At 68.6% G+C, this 15,108-nt stretch carries 14 protein-coding genes; 13 read left to right on the plus strand and 1 reads right to left on the minus strand.

Going from position 1 to position 15,108, the window contains the following annotated elements; all coding sequences use genetic code 11:
- The first annotated feature begins 145 nt into the window (after positions 1-145).
- From hydF to N2652_03305, 11 genes are all read left to right on the plus strand, one after another.
- Positions 146-1,393 (plus strand): [FeFe] hydrogenase H-cluster maturation GTPase HydF, encoded by a 1,248-nt coding sequence (gene hydF, locus N2652_03255; protein MCX7818216.1) that lies wholly within the window; start codon positions 146-148, stop codon positions 1,391-1,393.
- Positions 1,394-1,454: 61 nt separating this feature from the next.
- Entirely contained in the window at positions 1,455-2,339 is an 885-nt protein-coding gene (locus N2652_03260) for a sulfatase-like hydrolase/transferase (GenBank protein ID MCX7818217.1), read from the plus strand.
- 66 nt (positions 2,340-2,405) lie between these two features.
- Positions 2,406-2,531, plus strand: coding sequence for a hypothetical protein (locus N2652_03265; GenBank protein ID MCX7818218.1), 126 nt, complete (start codon positions 2,406-2,408; stop codon positions 2,529-2,531).
- Positions 2,528-2,977: a hypothetical protein gene (locus tag N2652_03270; protein ID MCX7818219.1), complete on the plus strand. Its 450-nt coding sequence runs from the start codon at positions 2,528-2,530 to the stop codon at positions 2,975-2,977. Before N2652_03265 ends, N2652_03270 begins: the two co-directional genes overlap by 4 nt.
- 97 nt (positions 2,978-3,074) lie before the next feature.
- Positions 3,075-3,749, plus strand: a complete 675-nt coding sequence (locus N2652_03275; GenBank protein ID MCX7818220.1) for a family 43 glycosylhydrolase — start codon at positions 3,075-3,077, stop codon at positions 3,747-3,749.
- Positions 3,750-3,807: 58 nt separating this feature from the next.
- Complete coding sequence (locus tag N2652_03280; GenBank protein MCX7818221.1) at positions 3,808-4,002, plus strand: hypothetical protein; 195 nt, start codon at positions 3,808-3,810, stop codon at positions 4,000-4,002.
- A gap of 78 nt (positions 4,003-4,080) precedes the next feature.
- Positions 4,081-4,776, plus strand: a complete 696-nt coding sequence (locus tag N2652_03285; protein ID MCX7818222.1) for an O-methyltransferase — start codon at positions 4,081-4,083, stop codon at positions 4,774-4,776.
- Position 4,777: 1 nt separating this feature from the next.
- Positions 4,778-6,118, plus strand: coding sequence for an amino acid permease (locus N2652_03290; protein MCX7818223.1), 1,341 nt, complete (start codon positions 4,778-4,780; stop codon positions 6,116-6,118).
- 52 nt (positions 6,119-6,170) lie between these two features.
- Positions 6,171-6,542 carry a sulfatase-like hydrolase/transferase gene (locus tag N2652_03295; GenBank protein MCX7818224.1) on the plus strand — a complete coding sequence of 124 codons (372 nt, stop codon included), beginning with the start codon at positions 6,171-6,173 and terminating at the stop codon, positions 6,540-6,542.
- A gap of 910 nt (positions 6,543-7,452) precedes the next feature.
- Complete coding sequence (locus tag N2652_03300) at positions 7,453-7,965, plus strand: hypothetical protein (protein ID MCX7818225.1); 513 nt, start codon at positions 7,453-7,455, stop codon at positions 7,963-7,965.
- 296 nt (positions 7,966-8,261) lie between these two features.
- Entirely contained in the window at positions 8,262-10,064 is a 1,803-nt protein-coding gene (locus tag N2652_03305; protein ID MCX7818226.1) for a hypothetical protein, read from the plus strand.
- 361 nt (positions 10,065-10,425) lie between these two features.
- Here the strand turns inward: N2652_03305 and N2652_03310 are convergent, their stop codons facing one another.
- Complete coding sequence (locus N2652_03310; protein ID MCX7818227.1) at positions 10,426-10,605, minus strand: hypothetical protein; 180 nt, start codon at positions 10,603-10,605, stop codon at positions 10,426-10,428.
- Between the two features lie 55 nt (positions 10,606-10,660).
- On the opposite strand from N2652_03310, the gene N2652_03315 reads away from it, so the two are divergent.
- Together N2652_03315 and N2652_03320 are read left to right on the plus strand one after the other, a co-directional pair.
- Positions 10,661-11,851 (plus strand): hypothetical protein, encoded by a 1,191-nt coding sequence (locus N2652_03315; protein MCX7818228.1) that lies wholly within the window; start codon positions 10,661-10,663, stop codon positions 11,849-11,851.
- A 19-nt stretch (positions 11,852-11,870) separates the two neighbouring features.
- The gene (locus N2652_03320) at positions 11,871-15,107 is read left to right on the plus strand and encodes a TonB-dependent receptor (protein ID MCX7818229.1); all 3,237 of its coding nucleotides are present in this window, start codon (positions 11,871-11,873) and stop codon (positions 15,105-15,107) included.
- Position 15,108: the final 1 nt, after the last annotated feature.

The raw sequence follows: 15,108 nt of genomic DNA on the forward strand, positions 1-15,108 counted from the left end.
GTGCAGAGGAGTTGGCGCTGGAACTGCGGCGGGAGGGTGTCGCGGACGTGCGAGCGGCATTGATCGCGCGGCTGGGCGAGGCGACGGTGGCGGAGGCGCTATCGCCCGCGCGCCTGCTGGCGCCCGCCGGCCGCCGGTCGAGCGAATGAGTGGGGTGCCCACAGGTCTGCGGCTGCAGATCGGAGTGTTCGGCCGCGCGAACGTCGGCAAGTCGAGCCTCGTGAACTGGATCGCGGGCCAGCCGGTTTCCATCGTCTCGCCGCTGCCCGGCACGACCACCGACGTGGTCGCCAAGCCGATCGAGCTGCTGCCGCTGGGACCGGTCACGCTGCTGGACACCGGCGGACTCGACGACCGCTCGGAGCTCGGCGCGCTGCGCATCGAGCGAGCGCGGAAGGTGCTCGACCGGGCGGAGGTGGTGCTGCTGGTGGTGGAGTCGGAGGTCTGGACGGGGTTCGAGGAGGAGGTCGTCGCGGAGTCGCGCGCGCGGGCGCTGCCGGTGGTCGCGGTGGTGAACAAGTCCGACGTTCGCGCGCCGTCGGCGGCGTTTGTGGCGGAGCTGCGGCGACGGTGCGCGGCAGTGGTGGTGCTCAGTGCGGTCCGCACGGAGGACCGCGATGAGCGGCTGGAGGAGCTGAAGCGGGCGATCGAGCGGGCGCTGCCGCCAGAGCGAACGCGCACGCCACCGCTTTTGGGAGACTTGGTGCCGCCGGGTGGGCTGGCGGTGCTGGTGGTGCCGATCGATCTGCAGGCGCCGAAGGGACGGCTGATCCTACCGCAGGTGCAGGCGCTTCGGGATCTGCTCGACCATGACGCGGCGGGGCTGGTGGTGAAGGAACGGGAATACGCCGCGCTGCTGCGCCGGCTGGCCAGCGCGCCGGATCTGGTGGTGTGCGATTCGCAAGTGGTGATGAAGGTCGTCGCGGACACGCCGCCGGAGGTGCGCTGTACCACGTTTTCCATTCTCTTCACGCGACTGAAGGGCGATCTGGCCGCCGCGGTCCGCGGAGTGCGCGCGGTGGATCGGCTGAAGGACGGCGATCGCGTGCTGATCGCGGAGGCCTGCAGCCATCATGCGCTGGAGGACGACATCGGGCGGGTGAAGATTCCCCGCTGGCTGCGGCAGTATACCGGTCGCGATTTGCGGATCGAGGTGGTTGCCGGGCGTGACTACCCCCAGGACCTCGGCGGTGTGCGGTTGATCATCCACTGCGGCGCTTGCATGCTGACCCGGCGTGAGATGTTGAACCGTCTTGACCGGGCTGTGCGGGAGCGGATCGCGATCACGAACTACGGCGTCTGCATTGCGCATCTGCACGGGGTGCTGGAGCGGGTGCTCTCGCCCTTTCCGGAGCTGCGCGCGGACTACGCGGCTGCGGCCGGCGGCGAGTGAACCGCGGGGTGGGCCGGGCGCGCCGGAAGGAAGGGGCGGCCGGAGGGGAAGCGGCGATGAGGTGGACGACGACGAGCCGGCGGACGTGGGGGCACTGGTGGCGATGTGGTTCGCGGTCCGCACGAACGCCGCGCCAGCGCCGCCGCACGTGCTATTGATTCTGGCGGACGATTTGAAACCCGCGCTGGGCTGCTACGGCGATCTGGCCGCGGTGACACCGCACGTGGAGTTCCTCGCGGCCCGTGGGCGACGGTTCGAGCGGGCGTACTGTCACGCGGCGCTCTGCGCGCCATCGCGGTTCCACCTGATGCTCAGCGCGCACTCGACCTCGAGGGGGCTCTACGGGCTGGGGCGCAGGCTGCGATCGCTGTTTCCGGGCGCGGTGACGCGGCCGCAGCACTTTGCGCGGTACGGCCGTTATCGGACCAAGTCGCTCGGCAAGGTGTTTCACGTCGGGCATGGCAACGAAGGCGGTCCGGCCTCGTTCAGCGTTCCGCCGCTGCACGATCGCCTGATCGAGTACGTGGACAGCGCGACGGCGGCCAGCCTGCTGACGCGGGAGGCGGCGCTTTTTGAAAACCGCGAGCGCTCTCGCATCGGTGAGCTGCCTCGAGGGCCGGCCTGGGAGGCGCCGGACGTGCCGGACGAGGCCCATGCCGACGCCCGCATTGCGGCCGAAGCGGTGCGGTGGTGGGAGGTGGCGGCAGAGCGGGCGCGACGCGACCGCACGCGCGCGTTTCTCGCCGTCGGGCTCGTGCGTCCACACCTGCCGTTCGCGTTGCCTCGTCGCTACTGGCAAATGGTGGACCCGACGAAGCTGCCGCGCCCCACCACGCACGCGCTGCTGCGCGGTGCGCCCGCGATTGCGGGCCGGCCGTCAGGCGAGATCGAGAACTACGAACCGATCGGCACCGACGTTGGCGTCACCCCGGAGGCGGAACAATGACGGATCCACGGGTCCTGCGCGAGCATTGCGTTTGTGGACGCGCACATCGGTCGCGTGCTGGCCGCGGTGGAGCGGGCGGGGCTTGCGGCGGAAACGGTCATCGTGCTTTGGGGCGAGAATGGCGTTCACTCGGTGGTCACGGCTTTTCGACGAAGCACACCAATTACGAGCAAGACGCGGGCGTTCTGGTGATCATCGTCGGGCCGGGGGTCACGCGGCCGGGCACCGTGACGCGGCAGACGACGGGGGCGGTGGACCGATTTGTGAGGCTGGGCGAGATATCGGGGTTGCCGTTGCCGCGCGGTCCGCAGCCGCGCGACGGTGTGAGCCTGCTGCCGGTGCTGCGTGATCCGTGCGCCCGGGTGCGCGATCACATGCTGCACGTGTTCCTGCGCGGGCCAGTGCTCGGACGTGCGATCCGCACCGAGCGCCACCGGCTGGTCGAGTGGCGACGGGTGGAAGATCCGCCCGCGCAAGCGGAGCTGGAGCGCTACGATCTGGAGGGGGAGCCGGGGCAAACCGAAAATCTGGCCGACGCCCGACCCGAGTTGGTTCGGGAGCTGCGGCGGATCCTTGAGCGCTATCCGGCCTTGGGGCACGCCGGGTGTCGCCGCGACCGGCGAATCCGCCGGACGTGATTGCCGCTACGCTGCGAAACCACGACCGCGCCGTGCTGACCAAGGAAGGGGGGATCCGGGACCCCGACATCACGCGCGGCCCGGACGGGTGGTGGTATTGACCGGCACCATCTTCCGTCCCGGCGACCCGCTCGAGCAGCGAGATCCGTACAGCCGCGGGCTGTTGGACGAGTCGGGCGCCGGCTGGCAGGTGCAGGTGTGGCGCAGCCGCGATTTGATCGCCTGGGAGACGCTCGGCGCGGTGTATGCGTTGACCGACGGCGTTGGGTTTGCGGAGCAGCGCGATGCGTTCGAAGCGGCGCCGCGGGAGAGCTGGCGGCGGTGGGCGCCGGAGCTGCATTGGGTGAATGAGCGGTGGGCGCTGGTGTTTACGAGTCCGCATCCGGTGCGCGGTGCGGACCTCGCGCTCAGCGCGGGCGCGGAGCTGCGCGGTCCTTGGCACCATCCGATCGGCTTTGCGATCGGTCAGCGGCATGATCCATTTCTGTTTCGCGATGACGATGGCGTAGGGTGGCTGGTCTGGGGCGCGACACAAATCGCTCCGCTGCGGCCGGACTGGCGCGGGTTCGCCTCGCCGCCGGCGCCGATCGGACCGGGCGGCGGCAAACCGCGACTTGGTCACGAAGGGTGCATGATCCGCAAAATCTTCGGCCGATACGTGTTGTTCGGCACGGGCTGGTCCACCGGCCACAACCTGTGCTTCGCGGTCGTGAAGCGACTCACCGGCCTGTACGGGCCCCGGGCGGCTGGTCGGACGTTTCCTCGACCATGAAACACCATTTCAGGACGCGTGGGGACGCTGGTGGTGCACCGCGTTTTTCACTGCGGACGTGCCGCCGCTGTCGCCGGAAGGGATCGAGCTGCGCGATCTTTCCGACACCGCGCAGACGATCAATCCGCAGGGGGTTACGATTGTGCCGTTGGAGGTGCGCGCTCGAAAACGCCGACGTGTGGATTCGCGCAAAGCCATCCGCGTACCGCACCCGGGCCCTAACGGGACGGCTGCGGCGCTCGCGGACGGGTGAGACGGCGCCGGCATGCCCTGCGGCCTGCTTGCACCGGGGAGCGATTGGCGCGAGCATCGCCACCACACGGAGGTACACATGAAGACGACATTCTGGTTTCCCTCGTTTGTGACGATGGCGGCCGTCACGTTGGGTGCCGGCGCGCAGCAGCCGGTTCGGCCGCCACCGCCGATGCGCCCGCGCGTGGAGTTTCGGGCGACGACGCTGCCGAACTCGCCCGCCGAAGCGAAAGTGCTTGAGGTACTCGAGGATGTGTTTCGCAACCAGCGGCGCGGCAGCATGAGCGTGCCGCCGGACGACGGGCGGATCCTGCGTTTGCTCACCGAGGCGATCGGGGCGAAGCATGTGGTCGAGATCGGCACGTCAGTGGGCTACTCAGGACTGTGGATTGCGCTGGGGTTGCAGTCCACCGGCGGTCGGCTGACAACGTTCGAGATTGACGCTGGCCGGGCGGCGCGCGCGAGGGAGAACTTTGCTCGGGCGGGCGTATCGAACATTGTGACGCTGATCGAGGGCGATGCGCATGAGACTGTGAAGCGCTTGCGGGATCCGATCGATCTGCTGTTTCTCGATGCGGACAAGGAGGGCTACATTGACTATTTGGAGAAGCTGCTGCCGCTGGTTCGCCCCGGAGGACTGATCGTCGCGCACAACATGGACGAGCGGATGGCGCATCCACCCTACGTGCAGGCGATCACGACGAACCCCGCGCTGGAGACGGTGTTCATCAATCTGACGACATCCGGCATCGGGATCACGATGAAGAAGCGCTGAGATGCCGGCACCGACGCGCCGAGAGCTGTCGCCGGCCGACGCGGCGGCGCTGATCGTGGGTGTGATTATTGGCGTCGGCATCTTCCAGGTGGCGCCGGATGTGGCGCGCGGTACCCCCAGCGGCGCGGCGATGCTGGGGCTGTGGGTGGCGGGCGCGGCGCTGTCGTGGTGCGGCGCCACGGTGTATGCGCAGCTGGCGGCCGCGCTTCCGGAGGCGGCGGGCGGCGACTACGCCTACCTGACGCGGGCGTACGGACGGTGGGCGGGGTTTTTGTTTGCGTGGCTGCTGACGGTGGTGGTGCGGCCGGGCGACATTGCGGTGATGGCGTTCGCGTTTGCGACGTACGCCTCGGCGCTGGCGCGCGGGCTGTGGCCGGGAAGTGACGTGCCGCCGTCGGTGTTGGCGGCGGGAGCGATTGGGCTGCTGACGGCGGTGCATGCGGCCGGAGTGCGGGCCGGCGTACGGGCGCAGAACGTGCTCACCGCGGTGAAGGTGCTGGGGCTGATCGCGGTGGCGGTGCTCGCCTGGGCGGCGCCGCCGGTGCGCGAGGTTACTTCCGCGGCGCCGCGGCTGCCGACCGCGGTGGCGCTGATTCTGGTGCTGTTCACGTACGGGGGCTGGAACGAGATCGCGTACGTCGCCGCCGAAGTGCGCGAGCCGGCGCGATCGGTGCCGCGGGCGCTGGCGGGGGGGCTGGGGGGTGTCGCAGCGCTCTACGTGTTGGCCAACGCCGGCTTCTTGCGGGCGCTGGGCGGGCACGCGGGCGTCGCGACCGCGGAGGCGGTCGCCGCGGCCGCGGTCGAGCGCGCACGGCCCGGTGCGGGTGGATGGGTGTCCGCCCTGATCGCGGTGTCCGCGCTGGGCGCGGTGCACGGGCTGATTTTTACCGGCGCGCGCATCCCGGCGGCCGCCGGCGGTGACCATGCGCTGCTGGCGCCGCTGGCTAGGTGGTCGCCGCGCACCCACACGCCGGTCCGGGCGCTCCTGCTGCAAGGGGCGATGGCACTGGGGTTGGTACTGGTGCTGGGTTCATTTGTCGAAGTGCTGCTGTACACGGCGGTGCCGGTATACTCGTTCCAACTGGCGACCGCGCTCGCGTTGCCGCGGCTGCGACGGCGGGAGCCGACGCGCTGGGCGGCGGTTCCGCGCTGGGGGCATCCGTGGACCACCGCCACGTTCGCCGCCGCATGTGCGTTTCTGATCTGGCGCGCGGCGCTGTATCGGCCATGGACGGCGCTGGGCGCCGTCGCGATCGCGGCGCTCGGTGTGCCCGCATGGCGCTGGTCCGAGCGCCGGCGAGCGTCGCCAATAGCGAGCACGGGCGGGGGGAATGCGCCATGAACAGACGCCGCGAGGCGCGCGGCGGTGGAGCCGGCGCGCGTTTCTCGGGTGCATGGGCGCGATAGGCGCGGCGCGCGCATGGCCGCAGGCCGGTCTGGACCCCCGCGCGCGGCCGAATCTGCTGTGGATCACCTGTGAGGACATGTCGCCGTGGCTCGGGTTCTGCGGCGACCCGTATGCGCGCACGCCGGATCTCGACTGGCTGGCTCGGGAGAACGTGCACTCCACGCGGCCCTTCGCGACCGCACCGGTCTCTGCGCGCGCCCGCTTCACAACCATCTCAGGCTGTACGCCCACACGGCGGGCACCTGTCCTCTGCGCTCCGCCAATCCGGCACCGTGCACCGCCCGCCTGTTCCCCGAACTGCTGCGCGGCCGGCGATCACTGCACGAACAACGTGAAGGCGGACTACAACAGCGCGTAGGAGCCGGAATCGGTCCGCACGGCGTGGGACGAGTGCAGCGGTTGGGCCGACTGGCGGTCCCGCCCCTCTCGGTCGGCCGTTTTTTGCGGTGATCCATCTCACGGAAACGCATCAGGGGCCCACCAACGTCGCGCCGCGGGAGGAACTTGAGCGGACGATCGGTGCGCGGCTGGCGCCGTTGGAACGGCACGATCCGGCGTCGGCCCGCGTGCCGCCGTTCTATCCAGCATCGCGATTCGCCGCGGGTACGCGCGGAGCTCGCGCGCATGTACGACTGCATCACGGCGATGAATCGTCGGGTGAGGGAGATTTTGGATCGGCTCGGCCGCAACGGCCTCGCGGACTCGACGATCGTGATCTTTGATTCGGATCACAGGCAAGGTGTCCCACGGGGTAAACGGATGCTGTACGACACAGGGCTGCAGGTGCCGCTCCTGGTTCGTATTCCGCCGCTGAGCCCCTACGGGGGTGCCGCCCCCGTGCAACCCGCACGGGTCGCCGTTTCTCGGCCCGCACGCCAGTGTAGGCCGGGCCGCGGCGTTCGGTGTGCGGGACTGTGTGGACGAGGCTTTGGATCTCAGCCGCTCGGTGCGCGACCGCCGATGGTTGTCCGTTCGCGATTACATGCCGCAAACCTGTGTGGCCGGCGCCGGTGGGGTATTGGGATCAGGCGGAGTTGCGCCGGGAAATTTGCAGCTCGCCCAAACGGGGGGAACGGCACACTCCTGGACCGCGCCTCGGAAGGCTCCTGAGGAGCTCTATGACTGCGAGGTGGACCCCTGGCAGTTGCCAAATCTCGCGAACGACCCCGACCGCGTCCCCACGCTGCAACGTCTACGCGCGATGCTGCAGGACCATTTGCGGCAGATTCGAGAGCGGGGGTTTATGCCCGAGTGGCGGCTCGGTCTGCTTGCGGCAGGAGGGGTGGCGCCGGGGGGAGAGGGCGGCCGATCCGGCGACCGGGCCGTTCGAACGCGTGCTGGAGACCGCAGAGGGCTCCGGGCGGCCGGAGGCGGAGCGGATGGTGATCGAGCGGCTGCGGGACGTGGATCCCGCCGTGCGATGGTGGGCAGTTGTGGGGCTTCGCTCGACTGGGTCACGGGCGGAGGCAGTCCGAGCGCAACTGAGCCGCCTGCTGCGGGATTGTGCGCCAGTGCGCCTCGAGGCGGCGGCCGCGCTGGTGGAGGGATGGGGGGTCGCCGAGGCTCTGGGTATGCTGGCCGATGGAGTGGTCGCGGATGACCTGCGGGAAGCGCTGCATGCGGCGCGCCTGTTGCAACTGCTGGGAAGGGCCGCCGTCCCCGCCGCGGACGCGATGAAAGCCGCGCTGGAGCAGGCCCAAGGGCGCGGCACCTGGCCGATGTACCTGCGCTTTGCGCTCGAGCCGGCGCTCGCCGCGCTGGGCGCACGGCCGGCTGGCTGACCGGCGGCCCGGAAGATTCGCAAGTCCGATCCCGTTGCGCTGGAACGGCGGGCGACTTCCGCGTGCATCGAGCACACGGTTTCATTGCAAATCGCTCAGCCCTGCCAAACACAGTTCGAACGGAAAAAAGTCCGACCACTCACCACCCCGCAACAGGCGCCGCGCACAGTCAGCCGCGTCGGACCGGGCATGGGCCCAGCACCAGCCGGGAGCACCGAAGAGGGGCTGCTGAGCTGGCGGTTGCGCCGGGCGGCGCAGCCGGGTCCGCGGGCGACGGAACGAGGTGAGGAGAAGCGATGAGGACGAACCTACGAGCTTTGATGGTGGGCACAGCGGTGGCGGCGGCGGGCGCCGCGGACGCCGCGACGATCATCGTGTCCAACGACATCACAACGGACGTGACGTGGACGTCGAACAACGAGTACATTGTGCGCGGCCCGATCTTTGTGCGCGACGGCGCGATTCTCACCGTACAGGCCGGCACGCTGATCCGCGGCACGAACCCCGCGCCGCAGCAGCCCGGCACGCTGGTGGTGGCGCGGGGCTCGAAGATCCGGATGCTCGGCACGCGCGAGGCGCCGATCGTGATGACCGCGATGGGCGACAACCATTTCGTGCCGCCGGCCTACACCAACGGGACTCCGCCGTGGAACAACCCCTACAATGGCATCACGAAGCAGTGGGGCGGTCTGATCCTGCTCGGGCGCACGTACATCGCCACCGCGGCGGCGGAGCCGACGTACTACTCGCCGCATCCCTCGATTGACTATCAGATCGAGGGGCTGCAGCCCTACGGCGTCTACGGCCGGTATGGTGGTGGCGACGATGACGACGACAGCGGCGAAGTGCGCTTCGTGCAGATCCGCTACGGCGCGTTCGTGCTGGGCGCCAACAACGAGGTGAACGGCCTCACCTGCGGCGCGGTGGGTCGGGCGACGAAGCTTCATCACATCGAGGTGTTCAACAACGCGGACGATGCGTTCGAGTTCTTCGGCGGTACCTGCAACCTGAAGTACCTCGTCGCTTGGGCGGACGGCGACGACGGCATCGACTGGGATGAGGGTTACCGCGGCAAGATCCAGTTTGTGCTGCGCGTGCAGGGCGTGCTGGCGACCACCAGCGAGCGTTCGGACAAGGGCGCGGAGATGGATGGTGCCTTCGATCAGCCGGGGCCGCAGCCGCCTTCCGTTCCGACGGTGTACAACGCGACGCTGATCGGCCATGGCCGGTTCACGAACCGGCGGGCGAATACCGCGTTCCACTTCCGCGACGGTTCGGGCGGCCGGTGGTACAACTCGCTGATCATGGACTTCGGTGGCGCCTGCGCGCTGATCGAAGGCGATCCGGGCGATGGTTACCCCCACGACTCCGCCGACCTCACGCAACAGAACTACGTGAAGAACCAGTGGTACACCCACGACGGCGGCGGCCGGCGGCTGGAGATCGCGAACTGCGTGTTCTGGTACATGGGCACGAACGTCGCGTTCGGTTGCCCCGTCAACACGAACCAGCTCGCGACAACGTGGGGCGCCAGCGGTACGGACGGCAACCTCGCGCACTACTCGTACCCGCTCTTCACCGACTCGACGCTGAGCAACACCTATTTGGCGAACCTCAGCGACCTGCCGGTTCGCAGCTTTGTCCGAGCGACGAACAACCCCGTCGTGATCAGCGGCACGACGCATCTGCCGGTCGAGTTTCTCGATCCGACGCTGCCGACGAACAGCCCGTTGCTGAATGCCGGTCGGTTGCCCCCGTCCGACGGCTTCTTCACGCCGGTGCGCATGATCGGCGCGTTCGGCACACGGAACTGGGCGGACTGGACACTGGTGAACCGGTTCGGGCTGATTGAAAGCGATCAGTACGGCGAGTACTCCGATCCTGAAATCAACGACGCCTTCGTCAGCATGACGATCCAGTTCCCGACCGTCGTGGGCGCCACCTACACAGTTCAGTACACCACGAACGAGAACACGATGGGCTGGGTGAACCTCGCGACGGGCATCAGCGGCACGGGTCAGAACTACAAGTACACGGACCAGCGGCCGATCACCGAGCCCCGGATTTACCGCGTGCTGTCGAGCCAGCTTGCGCCATAGGTCCGGTCTCTCTCCCGGACGCACTGTGGACGGGGGGTCCGAAGGGGCCCCCCGTCTTGCTTGGCGAGCAGTGCGGAGGCATGCACGCCTCTCGTCGGGAGCTCCAGTTGCGGCATCGGCGTGCGGGCGAGCCCACGGGCGTGCACAGGAGTGGTCGCCGTACAGAGGGGCGAGAGGGAGCCAGTCTGTACCGTCGGAGGGAGAAGCTGGTCCGGCAGAGGCCGTTCAGGCCGAATTCTGATCGGGCACTGGTTTCCAATCGTCGGAGGCGTTTGGCTCCGGCTCTTCCAAGGGCTGGACACGCACGGGTGGCGGCTCCTTTCGACCGCGACCTCGGGACGGCTCTCATTCTGCGACCCGGTCACGCCGCGCCGGGGCGTCGCGGGGTCGCCTTGCGCGACTCGACTGTCGCGGGGCCGCCGGTGTGGAAGGTCTGCGCGGCGGGGTGGAGTTTCGCGACGTCGCCCGGCTGACGGTATTGCGACGGGAAGCAGGCGGTGACTTTCATGTTCCGACGCCACTGGCTCCGTCGTGCCATCATGGAATTGTAAAACGATCCTTGCAGAGTCCTGACAGAGGAAGGGGATTCTGAGCGCATGTCCGGGTCTTTCCCTGCTTGTTCGATGGTGCCGGTGTATTTTCGCGCGGCGCTCGTCTCGGTCTGGGTGGCGTCGGCGGGCTGCGAGCGTGGTGGGGAGGGGCCTTCGGCGCGGGCGCTCGAGTCGGCGTGGACGTTTGCCAGTGCGATCACGAATGATGCGGCGGACCGGGCGAAGTACCGCGAACGGGTCGTCCGCGGATGGATGGAGCTCGGCGAGCTGCGCCGGGCGGAGGCGCTCGCGCGGCAGGTCGGCGACTGGCGCTCGGTGGTGTTACTGGCGGACCTGGCGGCGGAGCACGCCCGGCGGGGGCAGGCCCGCGAGGCGGCACGACTGCTGGCGGAGGCGGAGGAGCAGGTGGCGAACGTGCGGGGCTGGCCGCTGGACCGGGTGCGTGCACATCTGGCGCGCGCACGGGCGTATGCGGGGGACGTTGGGCCCGCGAAGGTGTTGCGCGAGCGCTATGACCACGATCCGGACATCCGCGGTCGGCTGCACGGGAGCGCGGTGATTGCGCTGGTGGCGGCCGGCCGCTGGGAGGAGGCCGTCGCGGTGGCGAAAGAGCGGCCGCAGAACGCGCGGGTCGAGGACGCCGTGGAGCTCACGGCGGCGCTGCGCGATGCGGCGGCACTGCCGGTGGAGGCGCCCGAGCGGCGGCGGCAACTGCTGGAGCTGGCATGGGGGACGGCGGGTGAAATTCCGGGATGGAAGTCGGTGGAGGCGCGGCTGGACATTCTCGAGGCGATGGTGGCGGTGGGCGTGCCGGCCGCGGAGATTGCGGAACGACTTGCACCGATCAGCGACGGCTGGCTGGGGATGACGGCCGGAGGGGAGGTTCGTTTGATCGTACTCGGTCGCATTGCGGAGCTGTGGGGACGAGTGGGTGAGGCGGCACGGGTGCGTCGGATCGCGGAGGTCGTGGGCGCAGAGATCGGAAGGGAGCTGCAGCCAATCGACCAGCCGGCTCTCTGGGCGCGGCTCGCATCGGCAGCGGCACTGGCCGGCGACGAGCCGCTGGCGGTGGAGCTGTTTGATCGTGCGATCCGGGGGACGGTGGAGCTGGCGAATCTGCGTCCGCGCGCGATGGCGGCGGTGGAGACTGCGCTGGCGGTGGTGAGGGGTCGGATGGATCCGGCGAAGATTGGTGAGTCATGGGCCCGGCTGCGCACCTCGATCCATGGCGGCTAGGCGGACACTGCGGGAGCTTATGGCTCTGCTTGCGTCATTGACCGTCGCCATTGCGAGGGGACAGAGCACCGCTCCTCGCGGGGGCATTCGCGGGGTGGTGTACGACGCCGACTTCGCGGGGCCGGTGCCGCAGGCGGCGATACGTCTGCTCGAGTCGCCGCGGGAGACCTTCTCCGACCGCGACGGCGGATTTGTGATCACGGATCTGCCGCCGGGCGCCTATACGGTGGTGGTCTCGAAGCCCGGCTTTGTTCGGCAGGTGGTGACCGGCGTGGTGGTGATGCCGGGCGCAATGGCGGACGTGACGGTGCAGCTGCGCGGCGAGGTGGTGGAGATGGAGGAGTTCGTCGTCCGCGACCTCGATCTGCAGGACACCGCGACCGAGGCGGGCATGCTGACGTTGCGGCAGGAAAGCCTGACGATGCAGGACACGATCAGCCGCGAAATTATGAGCCGCGCCGGCGCCAGCGACGTCGCCGGTGCGCTGCGGTTGGTGGTGGGCGCGACGGTGGTGGAGGGCAAGTACGCGACGGTGCGCGGGCTGGGAGACCGTTACGTTGGCGCGACGGTCAACGGCCTGCGCGTGCCCAGCGCCGACCCGAAGCGGCGGGCAGTGCATCTGGACGTGTTTCCCGCCGGCACGGTGGAGGGCCTCAGCGTCTTCAAGACCTTCACGCCGGACCTACCGGGGGACTTCACCGGTGGCGGGGTGGACATTCGCACCGTGCGCGTGCCGGAGGAGCCATTCGCACGGGTGGGTTTCTCGCGCGAGGTGAACCAGCGGGTCAGCGGCAAGCCCGGCTACATCACCTACGAGGGCGGCGGCATCAACCGGTGGGGACGTCACCGCGGTGCGCGCGACATGGTCGAGGGCATGGCGACGATGGAGAAGGATGGGCTGGCGGACCGGGGGGTCGCGTCGTACCACCAGGAAAAGCCTCGGTCGCCCCGCGACCATGATCGTGTTCATCTCGAGCTGGATCGCATCGTGCGCGGGGTCGCGCCGGCGATGGGCATTCAGCGCACGCGCGTGCCGGACGGCAACCACGGGTACGACGTCGCGCTCGGCACGCGGTTCGGGCTGGGCGGCAACTGGCAGATGGGCGCGCTGGCGGCGCTGACCTACTCGAAGAAGTACTGGCTGCACGTCGGTCCGGACAATGTGCTGCGGATGCAGGGCGGCGGGCCGGACCCGCGGGAGCTGACGTACTTTCGCCGTGAGGTGGGCACGGAGGAGTTGAAGTGGAGCGAACTGCTCACGCTCGGCCTGGAGCGCGACGATGCCCATCGGCTCAGCTTCACCGCGATGCGGAACCGGGCGGTGACGGACCGGGCCGCGTTTCGCGAACAGTTTCACGACACGAACACGCCGGTCTGGACTCAGATTCAGAGCATTCACTACACGGAGCGCCCGATCGACATTCTGCAGTTCACCGGCGAGCACAAATGGGGGGAGCGCCCCGAGGGTGGGCGGGGATGGGAGCTGGGCTGGGGGGTTGGCCGGAACACCGCCGAGCAGGAGGAGCCCGACGTGCGGATGTTCCGGAACGTGGTGCACCCTCGCGGTGGAGGAATCTACGAGTTTCAGCCGCGGCAGGACGGTGCCTCCGGCGCGGACGAGGAGAGCAGTACCCGCATCTGGCGCAACACGCGCGAGATCAACTCCCAGTACGGCCTTCGGCTCGGCATTCCCCTGGGCTGGCGGGTGCCGGACTGGGACGTCTCGTTCATGGGGTTTGGCGATCCGAACGCGGAATGGCCGAAGGAGGACATCCGGCTGAACATCGGGTTGGGCAAGGACTGGACGCGTCGTCACTACCGGCAGAATTCGTTTTTCTACATGATGGGGGCGCAGATGCCGCCGGTGTATACCGGCCCAGTCCGCAGCGACTTTCCACCGGGGCCGGCGGGTCGCCGGGCCTTTGAGGCGGCGCGCGCCGCGTGGTTTGCGAGCCCGGCCGGGCAAGCCTACCTGAAGGGCCTCGAGGACACCGCGCGCGACAACGCGCTGCGCACGCTGCGGACCAATACGCTCGACGTGCTGTGGACCGACGTGTTCACCGCGCCCGACCGGATCGGCATTGGCGACTACAAAAACAGCCTTCGTTGGCATCTGCTGCCGAAGTTCTACGACGTCGACTACGAGGGTCTCCAACACTTTCAGTCCGGCTTCTGGAGTCTCGAGGTGCCAGTCAGCCGCCAGCTTCGCCTGATCGGGGGCATGCGGCTGGAGACGACCGAGATGCGGGTGGACCCCACGATCGACTCGGAGACGATTGATCCGCAGCGCGCCTTTTTGGTGCCGGTACCGCACTACATCACCAACGCGGCCGGTGAGATCTCGTATTACTACCAGATCGAGGGAGTACCGAAAGAGAAGGCCGCTGCCGAGATCAGCCAGAGTGACTGGTTGCGGTCGTGGGGGGCGATCTGGGACATCGCGCCGGGGATGACGCTGCGGCTGAACTGGAGCCAGACCATCGCGCGCCCGACGTTCCTCGAGATCGCGCCCGTGATCACTCCGGACTACATCGAGGGGGACTCCTTCATCGGCAACCGGGATCTGCGCATTTCGCACATCGTGAACCGGGACCTTCGCTGGGAGTGGATTCAAGGACCGGACGACGTGCTCGCGTTCAGCGTCTTCGACAAGGACGTCACCGACCCCATTGAGAAGGAAACGTTCGGGTATCTCTCGGAGTCCTACACGCTGGCGATCAACTATCCGCGCGGGCGCGTCGAGGGCTTCGAGGTGGAGGCGCGGCGGCGGATGGAGTTTCTGCCGCCGCCGTTCGATGCGCTGCGGGTAGGGGTCAACTACGCGCGGCTTCGCTCCTGGGTGGAGATGCCGGAGCGGCTGGTGAACGCGTTCACACCCTACGGGCTGCCGCCGCGCGAGCGCCGGCCGATGGAGGGGCAGCCGGAATACCTTTTCAATTTCCAGCTGCTCTACGACATCGAGCGCTGGGGGACGTCCTTCGGGTGGTTCTACACGATCCGCGGCGACATGTTGAAGAGCGGCGCGGCGATCGGCGAGAGCGGGGCGACACCCGACATCATGCTGCTGAAACAGCCGTCGGTCGGCATCAGCATTTCGCAGAAGATCGGCTCGCGCGTGAAGGTCACGTTCCGCGCGCAAAACCTTTTGGATCCACCCGTCCGCGAGGTGTACCGAATCCCGGGCCAGGAGGACGTGATGCGCCGGCAATACCGCGAGGGCGTGCGTTATTCGATCGGGTTCAGCGCGGAGTTTTGAA

Source organism: Kiritimatiellia bacterium, from assembly GCA_026417735.1.
GTDB lineage: Bacteria > Verrucomicrobiota > Kiritimatiellia > PWTM01 > PWTM01 > CAACVY01.